Genomic DNA, 24,854 nt, shown 5'->3' with positions numbered 1-24,854 from the left:
CGGCGGTCCGGCGCCCCATGTCAGTGTGGTTCTGCCGTGTTACAACGAGGAGGCGCATGTTCTGCTGGAGATTCAGCGGATTTGCGCGGCGTTGGATGCCACGGGGTACCCCTATGAGGTGCTGGCGATCGATGACGCCTCCACGGATGGGACGTTGGAGGTGTTGCGGAAGGCTGAGATCGAGTATCCGTCGGTGAAGGTGGTGGCGTTCAACCGGAACGGTGGGGCCGGGACGGTGCGGCGGATCGGGTCGAAGATGGCCCGGGGTGAGATCGTGGTGTGGACGGATGCGGATATGTCGTATCCGAATGAGCGGATCCCCGAGTTGGTGGAGATGCTTGATTTCGACGCGGACATCGATCAGGTGGTGGGGGCGCGTCGGGCGGAGATGGGGTCGCATCGGTTGTTGCGGATCCCGGCGAAGTGGGTGATCCGGAAGATCGCCGAGAAGTTGACGAATCAGAAGATTCCGGATTTGAACTCGGGGTTGCGGGCGATGCGGCGTGAGGTGGCGTTGCCGTATCTGCGGTTGTTGCCGCCCGGGTTCTCGTGTGTGACGACGATCACGTTGGCGTTCATGTCGAATCAGCATCCTGTGGTGTATGTGCCGATCGATTATGCGAAGCGGGCGGGGAAGTCGAAGTTCCGGTTTGTGACGGATGCGTATCGGTACATCCTTCAGGTGTTGCGGATGGTGATGTATTTCAATCCGTTGAAGGTGTTGATGCCGCCGGCGTTGTGGTTGGTGGGGATCGGTGCGGTGAAGGCGGTGTTCGATCTGGTGGTGCATCCGTTCCGGTTCGCGCAGAACACGGCGTTGTTGTTGCTGTCGGGGCTGATCATCGCCTCGATGGCGTTGCTTGCTGACCTCATCGTGCGGTCTCGGCCGGAGTGAGGGGTTGGGGTGGGGGGTGGTGGTTTTGGTGGGCAGACCGCGCGGCGGGTTCGGGTCTCTGCGGTAGTGCGCTGGCGGCTGGCGGTTGTGTGGGTGCAAGACCACGCGCCGGTCCGAGTCACTGCGCATGTCGTAGGCGGCAATCGTCGTGCGTGGTGGGCGCCTTGAGGCCTCCGGCGGGCGCTCTACAGCGAGGGGGCGACCCGCGCGTCCGGCTGTTTGGCGGCGGTCCGCGACTGGTCGGCTTTGTATCCGCTGTTGCCTGCGTTGCGTTGTTGGGCGGCGGTGTTGCTTGTGGTCGCCGAGGTTCTGTGCCCCTCGCCACGTCGTCGCCTTACGGAACCAGCCCGGTCCGGTGGCGTCAAGCCGCATCGCTGCTGCTGTGGTGCAGCCTCGTCCGGCTGGACACCACCAAACCGGCCAGGTTGGCTTCGCCCGCCGACGCGGCGAGGGACCCAGAACCAACACCCCGCATGGTCCTTCGGACCCCCTCACCGCGTCGCCGGTTGCGCTGACCCGTCACCACCGCTCGTCGTCGTGTGCGTCCTCCACGAACACCACTGCGATCGCCTCCGCGTGCTCCGGCTCCTCGGGGTCCGCGACGACCTTTGCCATGATCGTGGCCTCGTAGTTCTCCGGGTCCAGCTCCAGGATCTGCGCCAGGACCTCGGCGGCTTCCGGTAGGGCGCCGTACTTCACCAGGGTGAAGGCTGCCAGGCGGAGCTTCTGGATCGTCACTGGTTCGGCGGGGGTGCCGTCGGCGCGGATGGCGATGCATCTGTCGAGCAGTGGCTGGAAGCGCTTCGGGGGGCCGAAGAGTTGGAGGCCGAGGATGATTCCCGGGACCGTCACCGGGTCGCGCATCGGGGTGGCTAGGGCGGTCTCGAAGTCGGTGAGGGCCTGGTCCCACTTGCCGAGTTGGAAGCGGATCTGGCCGAGGACGGCGGTGCGGTCGCCGCCGACGTCGGGGAGGTCGATGCGCTGGATCAGGCGTTCGGCGGCGCGGTGGTCCTGGTAGGCCAGCATGTAGAGGGAGCCGAGTTGGAACAGGGTGGTGGTCTGGTTCGGGGCGACGCGGAGGATGGCTTTGTACGCTGCCTTCGCTTCGTCCTTCATTCCTAGCCGCTTGTAGATGTTCGCGGCGGAGGTCAGGGCTCCGGGGTCGTTGTCTGCCAGTGCTACCGCGGCTTCGGCGGCGGCTACGGCCTCGTCGTGGCGTCCCAGCTCGGCGAGGATTCGGCCCTGCAGTGACACGGATTCGCTTGCGGCGCGGAAGCGGTGTCGTGCCTCGGTGGCGAGTTCGAGGGCTTCGTCGAGACGTTCTAAGTCCTCTAGCGCGTACACGGTCCAGCGGAACAGTGCGCGGGTGGCCTCGTGCTCGGCGATCAGCGGTTTCGCCAGGGCCACCAGGTCCTCGTAGCGGTCGTCGTCGCTGGCGATCTCGGCGGCCAGTAGTCGGGCGGGCACCAGGCTTGGGTCCGCGTCCAACATCGCCGTCACCAGTGCGCGGCAGCGGTCGCGCGAGTCCTTCGACCACGCGTGGTTGTACACCGCCGCGCGCCACATCGATGTGGCGATCCGTGCCTGCGTTCGCAGCAGCTCCGGGTCGGTGCCGGCGGTGCCCGGCGTGCCCAGGTCGGGGATGTCCAGGGCCTGGCAGCCGAGGGTGTAGACGTCGAGCATGGGTGCCGGCAGGCCCTGCGTCTCCAGCGTGTCCAGTACCTCGCGCACTCGGTACGGCTTCGGCTTCAGCCGCAGCGCCGACGTGAACGCCTCCCGGGCTCGCTCGATCGCGCCCAACCGCAGCTTCACGATTCCGGCCTGGATCAGGAACGTGCTGTTCGTCGGCTCCAACTGCAGAGCCTGCTCCATCGCGCCGTCCGCTTCCCGCCACCGGTACTCGTCCACGAGCACCATCGCGCGCGTCTGGAAGCTGTCGCCGACTTCCGGATCCACCTCGATGGCGCGGTCCGCCACCGCCAGGGCCTCCGCACGCCGCTCCGGGAAACGCCCGAGCACCTGCGCGTACTGCCGTAGCACGCGGCCCTCGTCCGGTGCGATCTCCAAAGCCCGCTGGAGCAGCGCCAGCGCCTCGTCGAACTCCTTGTCCTGCTTGTGGATCAGCGCGGCTCGGTAGAAGCCCTCGGTGTCCTGCGGCCAGCGCGCGATCACCAGCCGCGCGGTCTGCAGCGCCTCGTCTCGGCGGTCGACGAGGTCGAGCAGCCATGCCAGGTTCACCAGCGCCCCGTAGTGCTCGGGCTCGGCCGCCAGGACCGTCCGCAGCATCGGCTCGGCCTCGGTGTAGCGCTCCAGGCGGATTAGGGCGATGGCACGCTGGACCGAGGCCCGCAGCGACTCCTCGTCCGCCATCAGAGCCCCTTCGTGCCCTTGCGGTTCTTGAAGTACGCCGCGAGGTCGTCGTACGTGCCGCCCTCGTTGGCGAACAGCGCGACCGAGCGTGCGGCGTCGAACCACGGCCCGGTCGAAGGGTGCACGTCCTTCAGCGCGGCGTCGAAGTCGTCCATCCCCATCAATCGCACCTCCCCGCTGCGCACCGCGTCCATCAGTGCCTTCTCCGTGGCCGACTCGCACAGGTAGGCGAGGTCCGCGCCGGAGAACCCGTCGGTGCGCTCCACCAGCGACTCCAGGTTGATCTCGGCGATCGGCCGGTCGCGCAGGTGGTAGCGCAGGATCTCCTCGCGGGCCGGCGCGTCCGGGGGGAGGACCAGGACGGTGCGGTCGAAGCGCCCCGGGCGCCGCAGGGCCGGATCGACGTCCCACGGGGCGTTCGTCGCGCCGAGTACGAACACGCCCTCGTTGTCCGAGCCCACCGAGTCCAGTTCGGCCAGGAACTGATTGACCACCGTGCGCATGGACGAGCTGCGGGTCAGGCTGCGCCGCTGCCCCAGGGCGTCCAGCTCGTCGAAGAACAGCACGCACGGGGCCTGCCGCCGTGCCAGCTCGAACAGCTCGGTCAGGTTCTTCTCCGACGCGCCGAACCACAGGTCCAGCACCTCGGAGATGCCCACCGAGATCAAGGCCGCGCCGATCTCGCCGGCGACCGCGCGGGCGATGAAGGTCTTGCCGCAGCCGGGCGGGCCGTAGAGGAGCAGGCCGCCGCGCAGGGACTTGCCGTAGAGCTTGCGGAGCTCCGGGTTCCGCATCGGCGCGAGGAACGACAGCTGAAGGCGTTCCTTCACTTCAGCCATGCCGCCGACGTCGGCGAGGCTGAGGGCCGGGCGTTCGACGTCGTGCGCCGGGCTGCCTTCGGGGTCCTCGCCGTCGTCGTCGGCGGACACCGGCTTGGGGGAGGAGGTGAAGCGGGGCGGTTGGGGGAAGTCGAGCTCGGCTTCGGCGGCGGACCAGTCGAAGCCGGGGTCCTGGTCCGCGGCGGGATCCGTTTCGCTTGCCGGGCTTGGAGGTCCGGCTGCCGTCGCGCCGCCGCTGAGCGCCGCGAGCATCAGCTCCCGGGCCCGTGCCGAATCCGGGTCCAGCCGTAGTGCCTCACCGAGCTCGACGATCGCGTCCTGCGTGTCGCCGGCGTCGATCAGTGCCTCGGCGAGCGCGACGCGGAACTCGGCCTGCTCCGGCGCGGAGCGAACCGCCTGCCGCAACGCGTTGATCAGCGGGCTTTCCCCGTCGGACATGGCTCTCCCCTCCCGGCGAACTTCCCGCGAGCATAGTCGTTGCGCGCGGTCGCACGGCTCAGGGATTGACGAACTCCCACGTGACGTCGATGACCCCGAGGTTCGGGTCGGCCAGCGACTGGAAGGCCGGCAGGCTCAGGTCGATGTGCGAGGGGTCGCAGGTCGGGCACTTGTCCTGGACCGGCACCGTGATCGTGGTGCCGTTGTACGTCACCTGCACCGACAGCCCGCAGACCGGGTCGTTGTTCGGGTTCGGCGTGGTCCAGTACGCGGCGGGCACGGCGACCAGCCAGTCGGTCGCGGCGTTGATCTGGTTGCCGCAGGCGCCGTAGCCGGCGTCGTTGTAGTACGTGGAGGTGCCGTCGATCGGCTGGCCGATGGGGATGTCCGCGGCGGCGGGACCGATGCCCAGGACCGTGAACGTGCCAGCGGTGGCCAGGACGGCGAGGACGGGGCGTGCGTACTTGGGGAGGTGCACGGCTTTGTCCCTCTCTGGAGGAGTACTTGTGAGTACCCTGAGGCATGGTGACAAAACGGTCAAGGGCGCCGGGATCGCCCCTTGAGATACTCGGTGTCATCCTCATGTCATCAGGGCTTTGATTCTCGGAGCTCTGCCTCCAACAGGCCCATCAACGCCCTCGCCGCCGGACTGGTCGCCTCCGGAAGCGGGAGCAGCGCCGCGGTCTCGTACGTGACGTCGCCGTAGTCCTTCAGCGGCAACGCGACCAGGCTGGCCCGCTTGCACCGGAAGTGCCGCGGTACGACTGCGACACCGAGTCCTTCGTCCACCAGGTCCAGCAGGCTGTGCACGTCGTTCACCTCCAGGGTCACGGTCCGGCGCACGCCCAGCGCGGCGAACGCGGCGTCCGTCACGCGGCGCGGTCCCCAGTCCGGGTGGAAGTCGACGAACACCTCGCCGCCGAGGTCGTGCGGGGTCGCCACGGCGCCGGCGGCCGCCAGCGCGTGATCGGGATGGCAGAGCACGTACATGGGCTCGCTGGTCAGCGACACCGACCGCAGCCGCTCCGGATCCTCCTCCGTCCGATACGCGAAGGCCATGTCCAGGCGCCCCGATGCGACCTGTTCGGCCAGCGCCGCCGATCCCCACTGCCGCAACCGGATCTCCACCTGCGGATGCAGCCGCCGGAAGGCGGCCAGCAGCCCGGCCACGTGCACCCCGGCGACGCACTGCTCGGCGCCCAGCGTCAGCGTTCCGCGCAGCACGCCCTGCACCGCGGCCACCGCCTCCCGCGCCGCACGCTCCTGCGCCAGGATCCGCTCGGCCTCCACCAGCAGCGCCCGGCCGGCTTCGGTGAGCGTCACCGTGCGCGTCGTGCGCACGAACAGCGGCGCCTGCAACTCCCGCTCCAGCGCCCGGATCGAGGCCGACAGCCCGGACTGGGAAACCATCAGCCGAGCCGCCGCGCGGGTGAAGTGCTGCTCCTCGGCGACGGACACGAAGTGCTGAAGCTGGCGTATCTCCATGGTGCGGGAGCCTAGCGATTGAGAAGGAAAGCCGCTGAATCCCAGCAGATTCTCCTGTTGGACTTCTGCTCGCCGCTCGCGGAAAAGTAGCCGCGGGCCCCGCGGAACCGGGGCCCGAACCACCCACCGCATTGGGAGTCGCGATGTACACCGCCCACCCCGACCGCTACGCCTCCATGCCCTACCGGCGCTCCGGTAACAGCGGCCTGTGCCTGCCGGCCGTCTCGCTCGGCCTCTGGCAGAACTTCGGTCCCAGCCGCCCCGCGGAGGTCCAGCGCGCCATCCTGCGCCGCGCCTTCGACCTCGGCGTCACGCACTTCGACCTCGCCGACAACTACGGCCCGCCCGGCGGCGCCGCCGAATCAGCCCTCGGAGAAGCGCTGCGGACGGACTTCGTGCATCACCGGGACGAGCTGGTGATCTCGACGAAGGCCGGCTACCGGATGTGGGACGGCCCGTACGGCGAGTGGGGCTCGCGCAAGCACCTGATCTCCTCGCTCGACCAGGGTCTGGGGCGGATGGGGATCGAGTACGTCGACATCTTCTACTCGCACCGCTTCGACCCCGACACGCCGCTCGAAGAGACGATGCGGGCGTTGCACACGGCCGTTCAGCAGGGCAAGGCGCTGTATGTCGGTGTCTCCAACTACTCCGCCGAGCAGACGCGGGAAGCCGCGCGGATCCTCGGTGAACTCGGCACTCCGCTGCTGATCCATCAGCCGAAGTACTCGATGCTCGACCGCGGCCCGGAGGAGCGCGGCCTGCTCGACGCTCTCGGCGAACTCGGTGTCGGCTCCATCGCCTTCTCGCCGTTGGAGCAGGGCCTGTTGACGGCTCGCTACCTCGACGGTGTCCCGGACGGATCTCGGGCCGCGCGGGACGGATCCTCGCTGAACAGCGACCGGCTCACCGAGGAACTGCTGACGCAGCTGCGCGATCTGAACGACATCGCGAAGTCGCGCGGGCAGAGCCTGGCTCAGCTGGCGTTGGCGTGGGTGCTGCGCGGAGGCCGGGTCACCTCCGCGCTCATCGGCGCCAGCAGCCCCGAGCAGTTGGAGGACAACGTCGCTGCTGTGCGGAACCTCGACTTCGACGCCGATGAGCTGGCGCGGATCGATGCGGTGATCAGGCGGTAGCCATGTCCACGGTCACGGTCACGTCGTCGTAGTCGCCGGTAAGTAGCGCGTCGATCGCGACCGGCCGCTTCAGGGTCGAGGACACGTAGACCGCGCGGACGATGGCCAGCGCCATCAGGCCGTCCTGGAACGTGACCGTCGGCGGGCGGCCGGTCTCGATGGCGTCGAGCACGTCCTCGTACTGGCGCAGGTGGCTGAGGATGAAGGTGTCGGCGGGCTTGGGGTTGCCGCGCAGTTCCGCTTCGGGGACCACGTGGGAGGCCTGGTTGTCGGGCTCGGCGCCGCCGTAGGGCCCGCCGGTTTCCCCGGTGCCGTGCTGCGCGACGTGGAAGTACTCCAACTGGTCGTCGTGCAGGACGGCCGATCCGGTGCTGCCGTGGATCTGGAGGCGGACCGACAGGCCGGGGTAGGCGGCGGTGGTGGCGTGCAGGACCGCGAGGGCTCCGGACGCGAAGCGGACCGTGGCGACCGCGACGTCCTCGACCTCGATGGACTCGTGGGCCAGCGTGGCGGCGTGCGCGGAGACCTCGACGGGACGGCCGAGGAACCAGGCCAGGAGGTCGACGGTGTGGACGCCCTGGTTCATCAGGGCTCCGCCGCCGTCCAGGGCCCAGGTGCCGCGCCACTGCGCGGAGTCGTAGTACTCCTGGCTGCGCCACCACGCGACGGAGGCCACGGCTGAGGTGAGGCGGCCCATGCGGCCGTCGGCGATCGCCGACGCGACGGCTGTGCTCGCCGGGTCGAAGCGGTGCTGGCTGATGACGCTGCTGACGATGCCGCGGCGCGCCGCGTCCTCGGCGAGCGCGGCGAGGCGGCGGGCTTCTGGGAGCGAGACGTCGATCGGCTTCTCGACGAGGACGTGGACACCGGCGGCCAGGGTCTCGGCGACGGCGGCGGCGTGCAGGCCGGTGGGGACGCAGACGGCGACGAGGTCGATGTTGTCGGTGGCGAGGGCTTCGGCGAGGGAGTCGAATTCGGCGGGTCGGGCGATTGGGGCGCGCTCGCCGTTCTCGTAGGCCTCGCCGGGGGCGGCGGGCTCGGCGCTCGTGCTTGCCGTGATGTGCTCGGCGAGCTTGTGCCGCGCGGCGACGTCGGGGTCGACGATCGCCGCGACGCGGAGCCGGGGATGCCGCCCGACGGCCTCGGCGTGGATTCGGCCGATCGTGCCCGCGCCGACGATGGCGACGGCCAGGGTGTTGGTGGTGTGGTCGTCGTGGGTCATGCGGTTGCCACTCCGATCGTGTCGAGCAGGCTGGCGAGGGCGCGGGCCGCGCGGCCGAACAGCTCGGGGCCGGAGAATCCGCCGGTCGCGTGGCCGAGGGCCAGGTGCGGTTCGAGCGAGGCGAAACCGGTGTAGCCGTCGTCGCGCAGCGCGGTCAGCGTGTCGAGCAACTGGCCGTCGCCCTCGCCGGCGGGGACTACTTCGCCGGTTGCGGCGATGGCGTCCTTTACTTGTAGGTATTCGATGTGCGGCCGCAGCATCGCGTAGGCGTCGGTGAACGGCGCCACGCCGACCTGGACGAAGTTGGCGCTGTCCCACGCCATTCGTAGTGCGTCGGAGCCCACCGACTCGATGAGGTCCAGGACGCGCTCGGGGATGTCGCCGTAGATGTCCTTCTCGTTCTCGTGCACCAGCACCACGTCCTCGCGCTCGGCGAGCCGCGTCAGGGCACTGATCTGCTTGAGCACCGGATCGCGCACGTCCGCCGCGCTCACCCCCTCCGGCCGGTAGAAGGAGAACATCCGGATGTAGCGGGTGCCGAAGCGGTGCGCCACCGTGATGGCGCGGGCCAATCGGCGAAGCTCGTCCTCGGGATCCCCGACGATGTTCACCTTGCCGATGGGGGAGGCGATGGCGGAGACGCCCATGCCCCAGCGGTTCAAGGTCGCGGCGAAGGTGTCGACTTGGTCGTCGGTCAGATCGACGACGTTGGTGTCCCAGGCTCCGCGCATCTCGATGTGGCGGGCGCCTAGGGCCTGCAGCACTGCGATTTGGACTTCGGGGTCGGGGCTGATTTCGTCGCCGAACCCGCTGAGGGTCCAGGTTATGGGGTTCGGTTTGTCAGTTCGGCTCATCGCAGCTCCTCTGGTGGAGAGCCCTGCGTCTTCCACCTTGGCGCGGGTGATGGACGGGAGTCCAACAGGGGGAGACGATGGGATTCAGCAGGAGCGCCTCTTAATCCGAACCCGTCACAGCTCAGGCCGCCCGGCCGAAGACCGGATCGTCGCCCGACAGAATGCTCTGATGTACCCGGGTCATCTCCGGGCCGGGTTCCACGCCGAGCTCGTCGATGAGGATGCGGCGGGCCGTTCGGTAGGCGTCCAGTGCCTCGACGCGGCGGCCGGTTCGGGACAGTGACAGCATCAGTTGTGCGTGGAAGCGTTCGTGCAGCGGGTGGACTGCTACGAGTGACTGAAGTTGAGGTACCAGGACGTGGTCTCGTCCCAGCCGTAGTGCTGCCTCGAAGCGGTACTCCAGTAGCTGGAGTCGCAAGTACTCCAAGCGCGGCAGCATGGTTCTGGCGAGCAGGTGCGAGGACACGTCCAATAGTGGCTGCGCGCGCCACAGTCCCAACGCACGCTCCGTCGTGTCGTCGACTTCGCTCCAGGCGCCGGCGCGTAGGTGTTCGCCGGCCTCGCGGCATAGGATCTCGAAGCGGTGCGTGTCGAGATCGGACTCCGGAACCTCCAGGGTGTAGCCGGGGGCGCGGGTCTGGAGGCGTGCCGCGTCCTGCTCCTGGAGGCTGCGGCGTAGGCGCATGACGTGGCTGCGTAGCGTCTGTGCGTAGCCGGCCGGGGGTACGCCGTCCCAGACCGTCTCAGCGAGCTGATCCACTGAGACCGGAGTGCTGGCGTGAAGGAGCAGTGTCGCCAGTAGGATCCGTTGGCGTGGGCCTGCGACGGGTTGCCATTGGCCGGCGACGTCGACGACTTCCAAGGGACCAAGAAGCCTGAACCGCATAGGTAACTCCCCGTGTGGTGGAGGCTCCAGCCTCGCCGGTTGTCCTCCCACCGGGCTAAGATCCGGATAACATCGCCTGGTCAAGGGCCTGACGGACGCGGTGATCCGCGATCGGTGGAAACATTCACCATTCGGCAAGCACCGCATGGAGTATCGGCTCCCAGAATTGGAGAGTCTTACCTTGTGTCGATGCCACTCATCAGCCCCTCGCGCTTCGACGGGCCACTAGTGGAACGGGACGCCGAGGTCGCGCGTCTGGAGCAGGTCGTGAGCCTGCTGCGCTCGGGGCGCGGGACCATCCTGGAGGTCGTCGGCGATCCTGGAATGGGGAAGACCAGCCTGCTGGCCGTCCTCGCGGGTATGGTCACCGGATCCGGCGCGCGGTTGGCCCGCGGGCACGCGGTCCGGGGCGATGCCGCCCCCGGCCAGATCTTCCGCAGCGCCTGGGAGGAACATCCGGAGCTGCGCGCCGTGGATCTCGGCGGGGCGTTAGATCCGCAGGCGGCCAGAACGCTCGCGACTGCCTGGGCCGCTGGGCCCGGCGGTGCGGTGCTGCTCGACGACGTGCAGTGGTGCGACCCGATGTCGGTCGAGATCGCGATGCGGTTGGTGCGTAATCCGGTGCCGGGGCCGTTCTTGTTGGTTGTGTCGCACCGGCCGCGGCAGACCAACCCGGCGCTGCTGGACGCGCTGGACGACGGTGTCCGCATCGGAACTGTGACCCGCGTCGTGCTCTCGCCGCTGAACGCGGACTCCATGCGCGGGCTCGCCGGCCGCTGGACCGGTGCCTCGGCGGGGAGCGCTAGCGGGACCGATGACATCCACGACCGCAGGCTCGGCGACGCGGCCGGCGGTAGCCCCCGCAATCTCAGGATCCTGCTGGCGGCCGGCTGGGATCCGGTGCTGTGGCCGTTCCAGGCTGGCGGCGACCCGGGTGGACTGCTGCGCGAGGCCGCGGCGCTGACCTCGGAACTCGACCTGCTCTCGCCGGAAGCCGGGGCGGTGTTGCGCGCCGCCGCGATTCTGGGCGATCCGTTCCGGCCCGGCGACGTCACGGAAGTCAGTGCGCTGCAGGCCGATCGGGTCCTGACCGCTCTCGGCGAGCTGTCGCAGGCCGACCTGATCAGGCGGCGCGGCAACGGCGAGTTCACGTTCCGCGATCCGGTGCTGGCGCACGTCGCCCACGAGCACTCCAGCCTGTCCGAACAGTCGGCGGGCCACCGGCGAGCTCTGGACCTGCTCGCGGCGCGGCAGGTCGCCGCGTCGGTGCTGGCCCGGCACGCCGAGCACCTGTTGGGCACCGACTCCGCGACCGCCGCACCGATCCTGGCCCGGGCCGCCGCCGAGGTGGTGGCGAGCGATCCGGCCGCCGCGGCGCATTGGTCGGGTCTGGCGCTGGACTACATCCCGCACGGCGGCCGGGAGCGCGCCGAGACGGAGATCCTGCGCTGCCGCGCGCTGATCGCCGTGGGGCGGCTGGACGAGGCCAGGACCCTGGTCCACGAGGTGCTGGGCCGCGTCGCGGACCTGCCGTGGCAGCTCGCGCTCCGGGCGTACGGGGCCGCGGCGGACGTCGAGCGGCTGCTGTGCCGGTACTCCGAGGCCGAGGCCATCGCCGCCACCGCGTTGGGACTCCTGCCGGCCCTGCGGGAAGACGGCGCGCTGCCGATGGAAGCTGTGATGATGGTCTACGAGTACGCGCTGGTGCAGTCGCTGCGCGGGGACCACATTCAAGCGCGCGAGATGATTCGCTCGGCGGTGGACACCACCGTCCGCCCCCAGCACACGACTGAGATCGCGATCCGTTGCCTGGCAGTATGTCAGGATGCTTATGTTGGAGATGTGGCTGTCGCCCTGGAAGGCGTGCGACTGTGCACTGGCGCGGTGGACGCGCTGGCAGATCCCCAGGCGGGTCAGTCTCCTGAGATGTTTGTGACGCTCGGCGTCGCAGAGCTCTACCTTGAGCGGTTCGAGGACGCCTCGCGACACGTGAAGCGTGGACTGAAGGTCGCCGGCGGCGGTACGCAGCTGCATGTGGTCCTGCACCAGCTCCTGTGCATCGCCAGCGTGGACCTGTTCACCGGCCGGCTGGAGACGGCCACCGAGTGGGCCGTCCAGGCCGAACAACTCGCCGCCGCCGTCGGGTCCCAGGAAGGTGTCGGCCTGGCCAAGGCGATCCGGGCGTCGGCGATGATCTGGACGCACGGTCGGCGCGACCTGGGGGAGATCCTGACGCTCGTCGAGTCCGCGATCGCCGACGTCGAGACGCACCGCAGCTGGTGGGCGCTGAGCGCGCTCGGCCTCGCGGCCCAGGTGCAGATCCTCGGCGGCGATCCCGACGGCGCGTTGCGCACGATGTTGGAGCGCGCCGACGGTCAGGACGTGGCGGTCGCGCAGCCCGCGCTCGAACCCTCACTCAAGGCCCTGATGGCCATGGCCGCGCTGCGCCTGGGCGACCTGGCGGCGGCGCGCGGCTGGACCGAGGACGCGGAGGCCGCCGCGTCACGGCTCGGGCTGACCGGGCAGACCGCGAGCGCGATGCGCGCCCGCGCGGCGCTGCATCTGGCCGACGGCCGCCCGGACCTGGCCGTGGACGTCTTCGAGCAGGCCACGGACCGGTTCGAGCGCGCCGGGATGCCGATCCAGCGGGCCTGGACCCAGGCGATGGGTGCGGCCGCGGCGGACGCAGCCCAGGGCCACGACGCGGCGCTGGTCTGGCTGGACGCGGCGTCGGCGGCGGCGGACGCGCTGGGCGCGCTGTGGGTGCAGGAGGACACCGCTCGCGCGCGGGCCGAGTTGGAGACCGTGGCGCGGGACGGCGGCACACCGGCGCGCTCGGAGGACGCTGACGGCGCTGACAATGCCGGGGCCGGGGTCGGCGCCGACGGGTCCGGGTCCGGACCGCTCGGCATGCTCAGCGACCGGGAGCGCGAGATCGCGGCGCTGGCCGCAGCGGGCCTGCGGTCGAGGGAGATAGCGCAGCGCCTGTTCCTGAGCCCGCGGACCGTCGAGGCGCATCTGGGGCGGGTGTACCGCCGCCTCGGGGTGTCGTCGCGAGGGGAGCTGCCGCGGATCATCGGCAACCGTGGTGGGAGCGAGGCGGTCGAAGACGCGGGGCGGTGAGCTCCTTTATCAGGATGCCTATATCAGGGCACCTCGTCAGTCGAGACCGTGCCGCTGCGCGTAGCGGATCGCGGCGACCCGGTCGCGGGAACCGGTTTTGGCGAAGATCCGGTTGATGTGCGTCTTGACGGTGTTGGCGCTCAGGAAGAGCGTCGCGGCGATCTCAGAGTTCGATGAACCGCGCGCCATCAGCGTCAGGATCTCGCCTTCCCGCGCTGTCAGACCGTCCGTGAGCGTGGGCTCGGCGGATGCGGTGCCGTTGCCCGAGGTCGTCGCGGACAGCAGCATCTCCTGAACCCGCGGGTCCAGGACCGTCAGTCCGTCGGCGGCGCTGTGCAGGGTGCGGGCGATGTGCCGGCGGTCGGCGTTCTTGGTCAGGTAGGCGCGGGCTCCGGCGCGGAGGGTGTCGAGCACTGAGGTGTCGTTCGCGTAGGTGGTGAGCACGACGATCGCGACGTCCGGGTGCGAGGCGGCCAGGCGCCGGGTCACTTCGAGGCCGTCGAGGACCGGCATGTGCAGATCCAGCAGGATGGCGTCGGGGCGGTGCTCGGCGACTTGGGCGATGGCCTGCTCGCCGTCCGCGGCGGAGCCGACGACCTGGATGTCCGGCAGGAGGTCGAGCATCAGGACCAGCCCTTCGCGGATGGTCGCCTGGTCGTCGGCCACCACGATGCGCAGCGGGGCGTCGGGGCGGGGATCGGACTGGGGATCGGTCATCGGGGGACCTTCGCGACGACGGTCCAGCGGCCGTCGTCGACGCCTGCGGTCAGGGTGCCGCCGAGCAGGAGGAGGCGTTCGCGCATGCCGGTGAGGCCGTAGCCGCCGTTCACGGTGGCGAATCCGACAGTGGTGAATCCGGCTGTGGGGGCGTCGGCGCCGTCGGGCGCGAGCGCGTTGGCGACGGTCAGCGTTACAGCCTCTTCCTCGTACAGCACGACGATCTGGATCTCCCGGTGGGGTGCGTGCTTGGCGGCGTTAGTCAGCGACTCCTGCGCGACGCGTGCGACGGCGAGCGTCTGCTCCGACTGTAGCGGGGCGGCGTCGCCGTCGATCCGGAGGCGCACCGCGCTGCGGTGGAGGCGGCGGTGTTCCTGCGCCATGGTCGCGAGTTGCCGGTCCAGCGAGGCGGTGTCCGTGCGCAGGGCGTTGACGGCGCGGCGGGTCTCGGTCAGGCCGTCGCCTGCCATCCGCTGGGCCACGGCCAGGACCTCGTCGGCCCGCTCGACGCCGGCGTGGCAGTGGCCGTTGCCGTCGCTATCGCTGCAGTCGTGGTCCTCCAACAGCGCGCGTGCCGCCTGGATCTGGATGCCCAGCGCGCCGAGCGAGTGCGCCAGCACGTCGTGGATCTCGCGGGCGATCCGGGCGCGCTCGTCCAGCACCGCGACGCGCCGCTGCTCCGCGCGGAGCTGTTCGACCTGCTGGAGCAACAGCGCCGACTGCTCGGCCTGGACGCGGTAGGAGCGGCGCTGGTGTCCGGCGAGCAGCGAGACCAGCACGATCAGCAGGTAGCCCAGGACACTGCCGGTGTCCGCGTCGGTCGCCAGGCCGCCGGCCGCGATGGCCACGGCCGCGGCACTGGCGATGTACCAGCTGGTCGCGAGTTCCGTCTGGGTTCCGGCTGCGACGACGGCCACGACGGCGACACCGATCATGGAGCTGCCGTGCTGGGTCGAGACGCTTCCGGCGGCGACCGCGATCACGGTCAACAGCAGCGCCAGCACGGTGCCGCGGCGGGCCCGCAGCTCGCCTCGGGCTTCGAGAAGCGCCCACAGAGCCAGGGCGATGCAGGACACTGCGAGCGCCGTCGCGGTCGCGGCGTCGGCCGTCGCACTCCGGTCTCGGCCGAAGGCGAGGGTCTCGACGCCGATCACGATGACCGCGGTGGTCCTCAGCAGCCATTGGGTGGTGCGCAGCACACCGGGAGAGTACCGGCGCCGGGTCACGACGGCCTGTTCAGGCGCGACGTCAGGCCGGAGGCCGCGCCGCTCTCGGGGGCGAACGGGATGCCCATCGCCTGGGCCCGCAGGACGATCACGCCCGCCATGGCGAGGCGGTTGGCGCCGAGCGTCAGGAGGATCGGCGCGGAGGACGCGGCGACCTTGGCGTCCAGTCCGGCGGCGATGACGGTGAAGAGCAGGCGCGAGAGGACGAGCCCGAGCCACAGCCACAGCCCGGCCTTCGGCATCCGGCCCCACAGGACGTCGTCACGCGATTCCAGCCGCATCACGATGCCCTGGGCCAGGCCGATCGCGGCGGCGACGGCGGCTCCGGTCGCGATGCACGCGTAGTCGGTGGAGGTCGGGTGTCTGGCGCCGTGGTGCAGGCCCGAGATCCCGATCACGAGCAGGACCGCGGGCAGGACGATCACGCGCTTGGCGCGCAGCGTCTCGCCGAGGAACTGGCGGGCGATGACGTAGGCGACGATCACGATCGCGGCCAGGACTTCCAGCAGGCTCATCTTCTTCTCCCCGGTGTCGGGCCTTCTCGTGGGCCTCGGTGACGGCGCCGCCAACGCTAGGGACGGCCGGGGTGGTGGAGCGTCACACCAGGAGGTGACTCCCGGGTTGATTGACGCAGCTCAGGCTTAGTACCGGGAGTCACCCCGCGCTGTGACGACGGTGCGGGGGCCGAGGACGGAACTTGGACGGGACCCGACCGACTCATTCGTCTCGTCCAACCAGGGGGAAAGCAGCATGAACGGCCTCACCCAGGCGATGCTCATCAACGGGATCGTCCTCTTCGCCGTCCTCGAAGCAGACCTGGGACCGCACCGCAAGGTCGGCGCCTTCCGCGTCCTGCGCCCGGTGCTCACCAGCGCCGCGATCGTCCCGCTGTTCCTCAAGGGCTTCGCCGGCTCCGGCTCCGGTCTGGTCCTCGAACTTGCGGCGGCCGCCGCCGGCCTGGTGCTGGGCCTGCTCGCGGCGAGCCAGACCACGGTGTATCGCAGCCCCCGTACCGGCAAGGCGGCCTCGCGCGCGGGGCTCGGCTACGCGGCGGTCTGGGTCGTCGTGATCGGCGCCCGCGCGGCGTTCTCCTACGGATCAGTGCACTGGTTCCCGCACCAGCTCGGCCGCTGGATGGTGACGAACCAGATCACTGCCGACGCCCTCACTGACGCGCTGATCTTCATGGCCGTGGCGATGATGCTCACGCGGACGGCGTCGCTGGCTGGCCGGGCGGCGCGGGTGTGAGGGCTATCGCTGGATCGCGCGCTGGGCCGTCGGCGTCTCCGTTCTCGGGGACGCCGACGTGCTGTTCCGCCGTCACGCCGGGTCGGTGAAGCCCATCCGCAGGTGGTCGGCGTGGTAGATGGCCTGGTCGAGCAGTTCGGCCACGTGGTTGTCGTAGAGCGCGTAGATCATCGACTTGCCGCGGCGTTCGGCGGTGACCAGGCCGAGGTTGCGCAGCAGGCGCAGCTGGTGCGAGCAGGCCGACTGCTCCATGCCGACCTCGGCGGCCAGTGCGGTCGCGGCCAGGGGCCCTTCTCGCAGCCGGGCCAGGATCAGTAGGCGCGACGGCGTGGCGAGGGCCTGGAGCGTGGTCGCCACCCGGGCCGCGCTGGCGGCGTCCAGGCGGACGCGCGGGACGGCTTCGGCGGGGGGAGCTCCATGACCCATGCTCGCATTCTACCCGCGCGAACGCATGAACCATTATTCATTTGTTCCTGTAGGGTGGGCGGGTCGGATCGTCCGCCATGTCGTGATCAAGGATTTGCCGCTGATGTCTCCCTTCACCCTGCCCGAGGTCCGGTGGGCCTCCGCGGCGCTGCTGCTGTTCCTGGTCGCGTTGCCGTTGCAGCTGACGGGGACGCCCGCGTGGGTCTGGGGCCCGCTCTACGCCGTGGTCTACGGCGCCGGCGGCTGGGAGCCGGGCTGGGCCGGGCTTCAGGCGCTGCGGGAGAAGACCCTGGACGTCGACCTCCTGATGGTGGTCGCGGCGTTGGGCGCGGCGGCCATCGGCCAGGTCCTGGACGGCGCCCTGCTGATCGTCATCTTCGCCACCTCCGGCGCGCTGGAGGCGGTCGCCACCCACCGCACCGAACAGGCTGTTCGCGGGCTGCTGGATCTGGCGCCCGAGCGTGCCACCCGGATCGCCGCCGAGGGCTCCGAAGAAGTCGTGGACGCCGTCGCGCTTCGGGTCGGCGACACCATCCTGGTCCGGCCCGGCGAGCGCGTCGCCGCCGACGGCCAGGTGGTCCGGGGCGCCTCCGACGTGGACCAGGCCACGATCACCGGTGAGCCGCTGCCGGTGGCGAAGAACGCCGGCGACGAGGTGTTCGCCGGGACGCTCAACGGCGTCGGCGCGCTGACCGTGCGGGTCGATCGGGCCGCCGCCGACACCGTCGTGGCGCGGATCGTGGCGATGGTCGAGGAAGCCTCGGCCACCAAGGCCCGGACGCAGTTGTTCATCGAGAAGGTGGAACAGCGCTACTCGATCGGCATGGTCGCCGCGACGCTCCTGCTGTTCGTCGTCCCGCTGCTGGCCGGCGCCGCCTTCCAGCCGAGCCTGCTGCGCGCCATGACCTTCATGATCGTCGCCTCGCCGTGCGCGGTGGTGCTGGCCACGATGCCGCCGCTGCTGGCCTCGATGGCCAACGCCGGGCGCCACGGCGTGCTGGTGAAGTCCGCGGTGGTGATGGAACACCTCGGGACCACGACCCGCGTCGCCTTCGACAAGACCGGGACGCTGACCGAGGGACGCCCGCGCCTCGCCGACATCGCGGTCCTGCCGGGCGGCGGATACGACGAGAAGCAGATCCTGGCGCTCGCTGCCGCCGCCGAGAATCTCTCGGAGCATCCGCTGGCCCGCGCGGTCGTGAACGCGGCAAAGGACGCCGGTCTGGAGCTGTCGCACGCGGAGGACTTCGCGGCCGCGCCGGGGCGTGGTGTCAGTGCCCTGATCGAGGGTCGTCGGGTCGAGGTCGGGAGCCCGGCGTACCTGCTCACCGAGGACGCCGGTGCGGCGACCATGAGTGCCGCGACCACGAGTACCGTGACCACGAGTGCCGCGACAGCCGACGCCGTCACCGCGATGCAGGAGTCCGGCCAGACCGCCACAGTCGTCCGCATCGACGGCACGCCGGTCGGGCTGCTGGGCATCGCCGACCGAGTCCGTCCGGCTGCCGCCCGCACGGTCGCCAAGATCACAGCGCTGACCGGCACCGCGCCGATCGTCCTCACCGGCGACAACGCCGCCGCCGCACACCGCCTGGCCGCCGAGGTCGGCATCACCGACGTCCGCGCGGGCCTGCTGCCCGAGGACAAGGTCAGCGCGGTCCGCGCATGGGAGGCGGCAGGGGAGCGGGTGCTGCTGGTCGGCGACGGCGTCAACGACGCCCCGGCGCTGGCCGCCGCGCACACCGGCGTCGCCATGGGCCGGGCCGGCTCGGACCTCGCGCTCGACACGGCCGACGCCGTCGTGATGCGCGACGATTTGGCGACCGTGCCCGCGGCGATCGCCCTGTCCCGGGGCGCGCGCCGCGTCGTGGTCGCGAACCTGGTGATCGCGGGCGCCATCATCGCCGGCCTGGTGACCTGGGACCTGGCCGGCACGCTGCCGCTGCCGCTGGGCGTGCTCGGACACGAGGGTTCGACCGTCATCGTGGGACTCAACGGTCTGCGACTGCTGCGAAAGAGCGTGTGGGGCAAGGCGCTGAACGCCGGGACTGCGACCTGAACAGCGTGTTCTGTGCTCAGGCAGGCATCGGCAGCAGCATGACCGGCGTCGTCGTGGGCTGAACCGACCCGCCGGCCGGCTCCACCGTGAGCCCGATGGTCTGCGCGTCGCCCAGGCCGTGCGCCAGCACCGGTCCGGAGGAGCCGTCGGCGCCGGTGGCCAGCAGGCCGCCCGAGCGGGTGCCGGAGGGCCCGATCATCCACAGCTGGTAGGCCTTGCCCGGGGGCAGCTTCGCGAGCCCGTCGACGGTGATCGCGGCCGCGTCGTGCGAGCGGGACACGAGCACGGTGCCGACGCCGCCGGTGCGGACGTTCGCGGTGTCGGTGCGGGCGTCGGGCGCGGCCAGCAGCGCCGTGATGCCAGTGCTCTGCTGATGTGCCTGATCGAGCTGGTGCTGTTGGTCACCCGCCTGGACGCCCAGGACCGCCACGGCCGCGGCCAGACCCGTGGCCAGCCCCCAGCCGAGCGTGGTGAACCAACGGCGGCGGCCAGCGCCAGGATCCTGGCGGTTCTTTTCGGGTGCGTCATCGTGCTTTCCTCCAGCTAGCGGTACAGCTCCGGATGACGTCTCTGATCTGCGGGTCAGCGAGTGACCACGAGGTGCAGGGACTGAAGGACGACGTGCGTCGGGGGTCTGGGAGCGCATCGGCTCGACCTTCTGGGGGCGATTCGGAGCCGTCGGCCCGTCGGATTGGCGGAAGATATGTCCGGAATACACCTTTTCCTCGAAGCAGGAGTATGATGAGGCCATCCGAGGAAGCGTTTTCGCACTAACATCCGCGCTGGTGTCGCCCCTGGGTCATGGCAGGTCCGTTCGCGGACCGGATCGGCGGCGTGGCGTGGCGATTCCCACCTTCATCCCTCCACCCCTCCGAGGCGACGCCTGCGGTGCCCCGCTGCTGCCGCGGCTGGTCCTGGAGCCGACGCTGTCGCAGACCGGGGTGTTCGACGGCGCCTGGTGGCCGCGCTCGAACGACGTCATGGCCGAGCTGCCGGACCTGATCACGGCGCTGACCGTGCATCTGGGCCGGATCGTGCGGGTCGGACTCGACGCCGATGCCTGGGACGACGTCCCGCGCAGTGTCACCGTGGACGGTCAAGTGATCAGGATCAGCTGGTTCCCGGGTAGTGACCGGACCATCAGCCTCAGCCTCGGATTCCAGAACCACTTCCTGCTCCTGGTCGTCCCGCCGGAGACCGGCCTCGGAACGGCGCGGACCGCCATGGCCGAGGCCGCCGGGCGCGACAACAACGCGACCGCTGCCGAACTTCTGCCGTGAGGACGAGGCCGTGAGGACGAGGCCGTGAAGGCACGGCCGAGCCCCGCCTCCGGCAGTTGAATCCGAGCTCTTATACGGTCCGGGCGCGGTCCGGGCAGGGTCCCGGTCCAGCACGAGGCCGGCCGCACGTCGTCTCCCACGAGCGAACCGGCTGGTACTGTCGACAGTGACACCGTCGTCCAGTGACGGTGCAGCCCACCGGCACAGCGCAGCCACCTGCTCCGCGTCTTGGTCCCCGGTCAGGGTCGTGGTCGCCCAGAACAGCGCGACCGTCTCGAATGGCTTTTTTTGCTTTTTCTCGTCTTTTTCCGCGAGCAGCCGCGATACCGCCTGCCCGCCTTCCGGCCGATCGACGAAGTGAGGGCTCCGCGATGACCAGCTTCGGCTTTCTGAGCACCTACCCGCCCACCCGGTGCGGACTGGCGACGTTCAGCGCGGCCCTGCTGCGCCACCTGACCGGCCAGGACTCCGGCGACCGGGCCGGTGTGGTCCGGGTCGTCGACGCCGCGCAGCCGGCCGTCTATCCCGATGTCGTCGCGCAGCTGGTCAACGGCTCGCCGACCGGTCCGGCCACGGCCGCGGCGGTGCTGAACCGCTGTGACATCGCCATCGTGCAGCACGAATACGGGATCTACGGCGGCCGGGACGGCGAGGACGTGCTGCGGGTCCTGGCGCAGACCTCCAAACCGGTGATCGTGGTCCTGCACACCGTCCTGGCCGCCCCCACCGCGCACCAGCGTCAGGTCCTGGAACGGGTCGCCGACGCCGCGGCCGCGGTCGTGGTGATGTCCCAGACCGCCGCCGACCGGCTGCGCGAGGGCTACCTCGTCGACGCCGCCAAGATCTCGGTCATCCCGCACGGTGCCTACAGCAGCCGCCGCATGTCGCCGCTGGCGTCCCACAACCCGTTCGCCCCGCCGGCGCCGGTCGCCCCGCCGCGGCGCCCGGTGGTCCTCACCTGGGGCCTGCTCGGTCCGGGCAAGGGCATCGAGCGGGGGATCGAGGCGTTCGCCGGGCTCGGCGACCTGAGCCCGGCGCCGCGGTATGTGATCGCCGGTCAGACGCATCCCAAGGTTCTGGCGCGCGAAGGCGAGGCCTACCGCGACTCCCTGCGCGCCCGCGCCGAGGAGCTCGGCGTCTCGGCCGACGTGGAATTCGATCCCGAGTTCCGCAATCCCGAAGTCCTGATGGACCTGGCGCGCAGCGCCGACGCCGTGCTCCTGCCGTACGACTCGACCGAGCAGGCGACCTCCGGCGTGCTCATCGAGGCGGTCGCCGCCGGCCGGCCGATCATCGCGACCCGCTTCCCGCACGCCGAGGAACTGCTCGCCGACGGCGCCGGGCTGCTGGTGCCGCACCACGACGTCCCGGCCATGACCGAGGCGCTGCGCCGGGCGCTGACCCGGCCGGCCCTGGCCGAGTCCATGGCGCAGGCCTGTGCCCGCCTCGCACCCGACCTGGCCTGGTCCTCCGTCGCGGACGCCTACCGGGCCCTGGCCGAATCGCTTCTTGAGACCCGGGTCACGGCAGCGGTATGAGACCCGAGATCTCCTTCGCCCACCTACGCCGGCTCAGCGACGACACGGGCCTGTTCGAGCACGCGCGCGGCGCGGTGCCTCGCCGGGAGCACGGATACTGTCTCGACGACGTCGCCCGCGGCCTGCTCGTCGTCTGCCGCGAACCGGAACCGGACGCCGACCTGATCGCGCTGGCCGACACCTACCTGGCTTTCGTCGCCCACGCTCAGGACCCTGACGGGTCGTTCCACAACCGGCTCGGCCTCGACCGGCTCTGGCACGACGAACCCGGCGTGGGCGACTGGTGGGGACGTGCGCTGTGGAGCCTGGGCACCGCCGCGGCCCGCGGCCCGGCGCCGTGGATCCGCAGCGCGGCGCTGGCGATGTTCGACAGCAGCGCGGTCCTGCGCTCGCCCTGGTCGCGCAGCAACACCTTCGCGGCGCTGGGCGCGGCGGAGATCCTGGCCACCGATCCAGAGCACGAACTCGCGCGGGCCCTGCTCGCCGACGCCGCCGAACTCATCGGAGCACCGCGCCCCGACCCCGCGTGGCCCTGGCCCGAGCCATGGCTCAGCTACGCCAACGCCGCCCCCGCCGAGGTCCTCATCGCCGCCGGCCACCTGCTGGACGACGAGCGCCTGCTCGCCGACGGCCTGGCCCTGCTGGGCTGGCTGCTGGACGAGCAGACCCGGGACGGCCACCTGTCCCTGACCCCGGCCGGCGGCCACGGCCGGGGCTGGACCGGCCCCGGCTTCGACCAGCAGCCGATCGAGGCCGCCGCGCTGGCCGACGCCTGCGCCCGGGCCCTGGCCGTCACCGGTGCCGACCGCTGGGAGGCGGGCCTGGCTTCGGCGATGGCCTGGTTCCTGGGGATGAACGACGCGGGCGTCCGGCTCGCGGACGAGAGCACCGGCGGCTGCTGCGACGGCCTGGAGCGCGACGGACGCAACGAGAACCAGGGCGCGGAATCGACGCTCGCGCTGATCTCGACTTTTCAGCACAGCCGCAAACAGCACAGCAGCAAACAAACGAAGGGGCATTTTGCGTAACCTCGAACTCGGCATCGTCGCGCACTCCCGCAAGGAGAACGAGCACCGGCTGCCCATCCATCCGGCGCATTTCGAGCGCATCGACGCCGACCTGCGGGCCCGCATTCACCTGGAGCAGGGCTACGGCGAGCACTTCGGTGTCCCGGACAGCCGGCTGGCCCCGTTCGTCGGCGGGATCCGGACGCGGGCCGAGCTCGTGGCGTCGTGCGACGTCATACTGCTGGCCAAGCCGATGCTCGAAGACGTCTCAGAGCTGCGCGAAGGCCAGATCCTGTGGGGCTGGCCGCACTGCGTGCAGGACACGAAGCTGACGCAGACGGCCATCGATCGGCGGCTGACACTGATCGCGTTCGAGGCGATGAACCACTGGGGCGGCGACGGGTCGTTCAACCTGCACGTGTTCCACAAGAACAACGAGATGGCCGGGTACTCCTCGGTGCTGCACGCGATGCAGCTGCGGGGCTCGACCGGGGACTACGGCCGGCGGCTGCGCGCGGTCGTGATCGGCTTCGGCGCGACGGCGCGCGGCGCGGTGACGGCGCTGAACGCGCTCGGGGTCCACGACGTCGACGTCCTCACCGGCCGCGGCGTCACCGCGGTCGCCTCGCCGATTCACTCCGCGCGCATCGTCCAGTTCGACCACGACGACGCCGACGACACCGACGACCCGCGCCGCAGCCACGCGCTCACCGAGACCGGACGCCAGCCGCTCGCGGAGTTCCTGGCCGGGCACGACATCATCGTGAACTGCGTCCTGCAGGACACCGCCGCGCCGCTGACCTTCCTGATCGACGAGGACCTCCCGACGCTGACTCCCGGGACGCTGGTCATCGACGTGTCCTGCGACGAGGGCATGGGCTTCAGCTGGGCGCGCCCGACGACGTTCACCGAGCCGATGTTCACCGTCGGGGACGGGGTGCACTACTACGGCGTCGACCACAGCCCGTCATATCTGTGGAACTCGGCGACCTGGGAGAACAGCGAGGCCGTGATTCCGTTTTTGCGCCCGGTTCTGGACGGCCCGGACGCCTGGGACGCCGACGAGACCGTTCTGCGGGCGATCGAGATCCGGGACGGCAGGATCCAGAATCCGGCCATTCTGGCGTTCCAGCACCGGGCGGAGGAGTTTCCGCATCTGGCGCAGGCTGTCTGATGCTGCTGTCCGAGGATTTCGGCGCGGGTTTTCGCCCAACGGACCCGCGCGGATTTCCGCCTGGGTGTTTTCGCCCTCGGATCTGTGCTACAGTGATCTTGTTGCAGTAGTGGTACCCATGAACTTAGTGTGCGCCTGATGCTTTGCGGCTCAGGCGTCTTTTGTTTTACCGGAGGACCTCCGGTTGGGGACATTTCAGCGGCCGGGACTCCGCGCGGTGCGGAAATCCCTTCGTTCCCCACACAAGGAGGAAAAAGTATGACTACCGGTACCGTTAAGTGGTTCAACGCGGAAAAGGGCTTCGGCTTCATCGAGCAGGACGGCGGCGGCCCGGACGTCTTCGCCCACTTCTCGAACATCGCCGCCGAGGGCTACCGCGAGCTGCAGGAAGGCCAGCGCGTGAGCTTCGAGGTCACGCAGGGCCAGAAGGGCCCGCAGGCCGCGAACATCGTTCCGGCGTGATCGCTGAGCAGGGCGCCCGGAATTCCGGATGATTCCTGAGTGCGGCCCGGTACCTGGTTCAGGTACCGGGCCGCACTTTCTTTGTGTTACGCGGCTGCGCGAAGCTTCGTGAGCGCTTCGGCGAGGATGGCGTCGGCGTCGGCGTCACTGCGCCGGTCGCGGACGTAGGCCAGATGGGACTTGAACGGGCCGGTCGGCGCCAGCGCCGGCGGGTTGTCGGGGTCCAGCCCGGCGGGACGGTCGCAGGCGTTGCAGTCCCAGGTCGTGGGGACATCGGCGGTCGCGGCGAAGATCGGGCTCGTCGAATGGCCGATCGCGCACCAGAAGGTCACCGCCACCCGCGTCGCCAACGGCCCTCGTTCGTTCTCGCCTCTGGGCCCTGCCCCGATCCTGCTCCCGCGAATTCCGCTGCGTCCCATGGTGTTTGGAGCCTCCTTAGCCGCGGCCGGCTCTGAGCTCAGCTGAGCGA

Annotated in this window: 23 protein-coding genes; 10 read left to right on the top strand and 13 right to left on the bottom strand. The window is 70.3% G+C overall.

The annotated features are described in order from the left end of the window. The first annotated feature begins 25 nt into the window (after positions 1-25). Positions 26-895 (top strand): glycosyltransferase family 2 protein, encoded by an 870-nt coding sequence (locus tag ABH935_RS28680; protein ID WP_370381118.1) that lies wholly within the window; start codon positions 26-28, stop codon positions 893-895. A 519-nt stretch (positions 896-1,414) separates the two neighbouring features. Here ABH935_RS28680 and ABH935_RS28675 read toward each other — a convergent pair. From ABH935_RS28675 to ABH935_RS28660, 4 genes are all read right to left on the bottom strand, one after another. After that, positions 1,415-3,265, bottom strand: coding sequence for a tetratricopeptide repeat protein (locus tag ABH935_RS28675; RefSeq protein ID WP_370381040.1), 1,851 nt, complete (start codon positions 3,263-3,265; stop codon positions 1,415-1,417). After that, entirely contained in the window at positions 3,265-4,542 is a 1,278-nt protein-coding gene (locus ABH935_RS28670; protein ID WP_370381039.1) for a tetratricopeptide repeat protein, read from the bottom strand. The genes ABH935_RS28675 and ABH935_RS28670 overlap by 1 nt, the downstream gene beginning before the upstream one ends. A 58-nt stretch (positions 4,543-4,600) precedes the next feature. After that, entirely contained in the window at positions 4,601-5,020 is a 420-nt protein-coding gene (locus ABH935_RS28665; protein WP_370381038.1) for a cysteine/serine endopeptidase inhibitor, read from the bottom strand. 110 nt (positions 5,021-5,130) lie between these two features. After that, the gene (locus tag ABH935_RS28660; RefSeq protein WP_370381037.1) at positions 5,131-6,027 is read right to left on the bottom strand and encodes a LysR family transcriptional regulator; all 897 of its coding nucleotides are present in this window, start codon (positions 6,025-6,027) and stop codon (positions 5,131-5,133) included. Between the two features lie 143 nt (positions 6,028-6,170). Here ABH935_RS28660 and mgrA point away from each other — a divergent pair, with 143 nt between their 5' ends. Then, entirely contained in the window at positions 6,171-7,163 is a 993-nt protein-coding gene (gene mgrA / locus ABH935_RS28655; RefSeq protein ID WP_370381036.1) for an L-glyceraldehyde 3-phosphate reductase, read from the top strand. Here mgrA and ABH935_RS28650 read toward each other — a convergent pair. From ABH935_RS28650 to ABH935_RS28640, 3 genes are all read right to left on the bottom strand, one after another. Continuing rightward, a complete protein-coding gene (locus tag ABH935_RS28650; RefSeq protein ID WP_370381035.1) occupies positions 7,153-8,385 on the bottom strand; it encodes a Gfo/Idh/MocA family protein in 1,233 nt (410 codons plus the stop codon). The two genes, mgrA and ABH935_RS28650, sit on opposite strands and share 11 nt — an antisense overlap. Next, positions 8,382-9,239, bottom strand: coding sequence for a sugar phosphate isomerase/epimerase family protein (locus tag ABH935_RS28645; protein WP_370381034.1), 858 nt, complete (start codon positions 9,237-9,239; stop codon positions 8,382-8,384). Before ABH935_RS28645 ends, ABH935_RS28650 begins: the two co-directional genes overlap by 4 nt. A gap of 121 nt (positions 9,240-9,360) precedes the next feature. After that, on the bottom strand, positions 9,361-10,125 hold the full coding sequence (locus ABH935_RS28640) for a BTAD domain-containing putative transcriptional regulator (protein ID WP_370381033.1): 765 nt from the start codon (positions 10,123-10,125) through the stop codon (positions 9,361-9,363). Between the two features lie 189 nt (positions 10,126-10,314). Here ABH935_RS28640 and ABH935_RS28635 point away from each other — a divergent pair, with 189 nt between their 5' ends. After that, positions 10,315-13,248, top strand: coding sequence for a LuxR C-terminal-related transcriptional regulator (locus ABH935_RS28635; protein WP_370381032.1), 2,934 nt, complete (start codon positions 10,315-10,317; stop codon positions 13,246-13,248). Positions 13,249-13,284: 36 nt separating this feature from the next. Here the strand turns inward: ABH935_RS28635 and ABH935_RS28630 are convergent, their stop codons facing one another. The 3 genes from ABH935_RS28630 to ABH935_RS28620 are packed head-to-tail and all read right to left on the bottom strand — an operon-like array spanning position 13,285 to position 15,706. Further along, positions 13,285-13,965, bottom strand: coding sequence for a response regulator (locus tag ABH935_RS28630; protein WP_370381031.1), 681 nt, complete (start codon positions 13,963-13,965; stop codon positions 13,285-13,287). Beyond that, positions 13,962-15,164, bottom strand: a complete 1,203-nt coding sequence (locus tag ABH935_RS28625; RefSeq protein WP_370381030.1) for a sensor histidine kinase — start codon at positions 15,162-15,164, stop codon at positions 13,962-13,964. Before ABH935_RS28625 ends, ABH935_RS28630 begins: the two co-directional genes overlap by 4 nt. A 23-nt stretch (positions 15,165-15,187) precedes the next feature. Continuing rightward, positions 15,188-15,706 (bottom strand): hypothetical protein, encoded by a 519-nt coding sequence (locus ABH935_RS28620; RefSeq protein ID WP_370381029.1) that lies wholly within the window; start codon positions 15,704-15,706, stop codon positions 15,188-15,190. 235 nt (positions 15,707-15,941) lie between these two features. On the opposite strand from ABH935_RS28620, the gene ABH935_RS28615 reads away from it, so the two are divergent. Continuing rightward, on the top strand, positions 15,942-16,439 hold the full coding sequence (locus tag ABH935_RS28615) for a hypothetical protein (RefSeq protein ID WP_370381028.1): 498 nt from the start codon (positions 15,942-15,944) through the stop codon (positions 16,437-16,439). Between the two features lie 72 nt (positions 16,440-16,511). Here the strand turns inward: ABH935_RS28615 and ABH935_RS28610 are convergent, their stop codons facing one another. Continuing rightward, complete coding sequence (locus ABH935_RS28610; RefSeq protein ID WP_194908577.1) at positions 16,512-16,865, bottom strand: metalloregulator ArsR/SmtB family transcription factor; 354 nt, start codon at positions 16,863-16,865, stop codon at positions 16,512-16,514. Between the two features lie 103 nt (positions 16,866-16,968). Between ABH935_RS28610 and ABH935_RS28605 the strand changes: the two genes are divergently transcribed. Next, positions 16,969-18,924, top strand: a complete 1,956-nt coding sequence (locus ABH935_RS28605) for a heavy metal translocating P-type ATPase (RefSeq protein ID WP_370381027.1) — start codon at positions 16,969-16,971, stop codon at positions 18,922-18,924. Positions 18,925-18,940: 16 nt separating this feature from the next. On the opposite strand, the gene ABH935_RS28600 is transcribed toward ABH935_RS28605, so the two are convergent. After that, positions 18,941-19,570 (bottom strand): anti-sigma factor domain-containing protein, encoded by a 630-nt coding sequence (locus ABH935_RS28600; RefSeq protein WP_370381026.1) that lies wholly within the window; start codon positions 19,568-19,570, stop codon positions 18,941-18,943. A 193-nt stretch (positions 19,571-19,763) separates the two neighbouring features. Between ABH935_RS28600 and ABH935_RS28595 the strand changes: the two genes are divergently transcribed. The 5 genes from ABH935_RS28595 (at position 19,764) to ABH935_RS28575 (ending at position 24,385) form a co-directional block, all read left to right on the top strand. After that, on the top strand, positions 19,764-20,204 hold the full coding sequence (locus ABH935_RS28595) for a DUF5994 family protein (protein ID WP_370381025.1): 441 nt from the start codon (positions 19,764-19,766) through the stop codon (positions 20,202-20,204). Between the two features lie 371 nt (positions 20,205-20,575). Then, positions 20,576-21,742 (top strand): glycosyltransferase, encoded by a 1,167-nt coding sequence (locus ABH935_RS28590; protein WP_370381024.1) that lies wholly within the window; start codon positions 20,576-20,578, stop codon positions 21,740-21,742. Beyond that, positions 21,739-22,770, top strand: coding sequence for a glycosyltransferase (locus ABH935_RS28585; RefSeq protein ID WP_370381023.1), 1,032 nt, complete (start codon positions 21,739-21,741; stop codon positions 22,768-22,770). The genes ABH935_RS28590 and ABH935_RS28585 overlap by 4 nt, the downstream gene beginning before the upstream one ends. Next, on the top strand, positions 22,763-23,923 hold the full coding sequence (locus ABH935_RS28580) for a N(5)-(carboxyethyl)ornithine synthase (RefSeq protein ID WP_370381022.1): 1,161 nt from the start codon (positions 22,763-22,765) through the stop codon (positions 23,921-23,923). Before ABH935_RS28585 ends, ABH935_RS28580 begins: the two co-directional genes overlap by 8 nt. Positions 23,924-24,181: 258 nt before the next feature. Continuing rightward, complete coding sequence (locus ABH935_RS28575; RefSeq protein ID WP_194908594.1) at positions 24,182-24,385, top strand: cold-shock protein; 204 nt, start codon at positions 24,182-24,184, stop codon at positions 24,383-24,385. Positions 24,386-24,471: 86 nt separating this feature from the next. Here the strand turns inward: ABH935_RS28575 and ABH935_RS28570 are convergent, their stop codons facing one another. After that, positions 24,472-24,804 (bottom strand): RNA polymerase-binding protein RbpA, encoded by a 333-nt coding sequence (locus tag ABH935_RS28570; protein WP_370381021.1) that lies wholly within the window; start codon positions 24,802-24,804, stop codon positions 24,472-24,474. Positions 24,805-24,854: the final 50 nt, after the last annotated feature.

The organism is Catenulispora sp. GAS73 (assembly GCF_041262085.1).
In the GTDB taxonomy this organism is placed as follows: Bacteria; Actinomycetota; Actinomycetes; order Streptomycetales; family Catenulisporaceae; genus Catenulispora.
The sequence above is the reverse complement of the archived record's forward strand: the minus strand, read 5'-3'. Positions and strand labels throughout refer to the sequence as shown.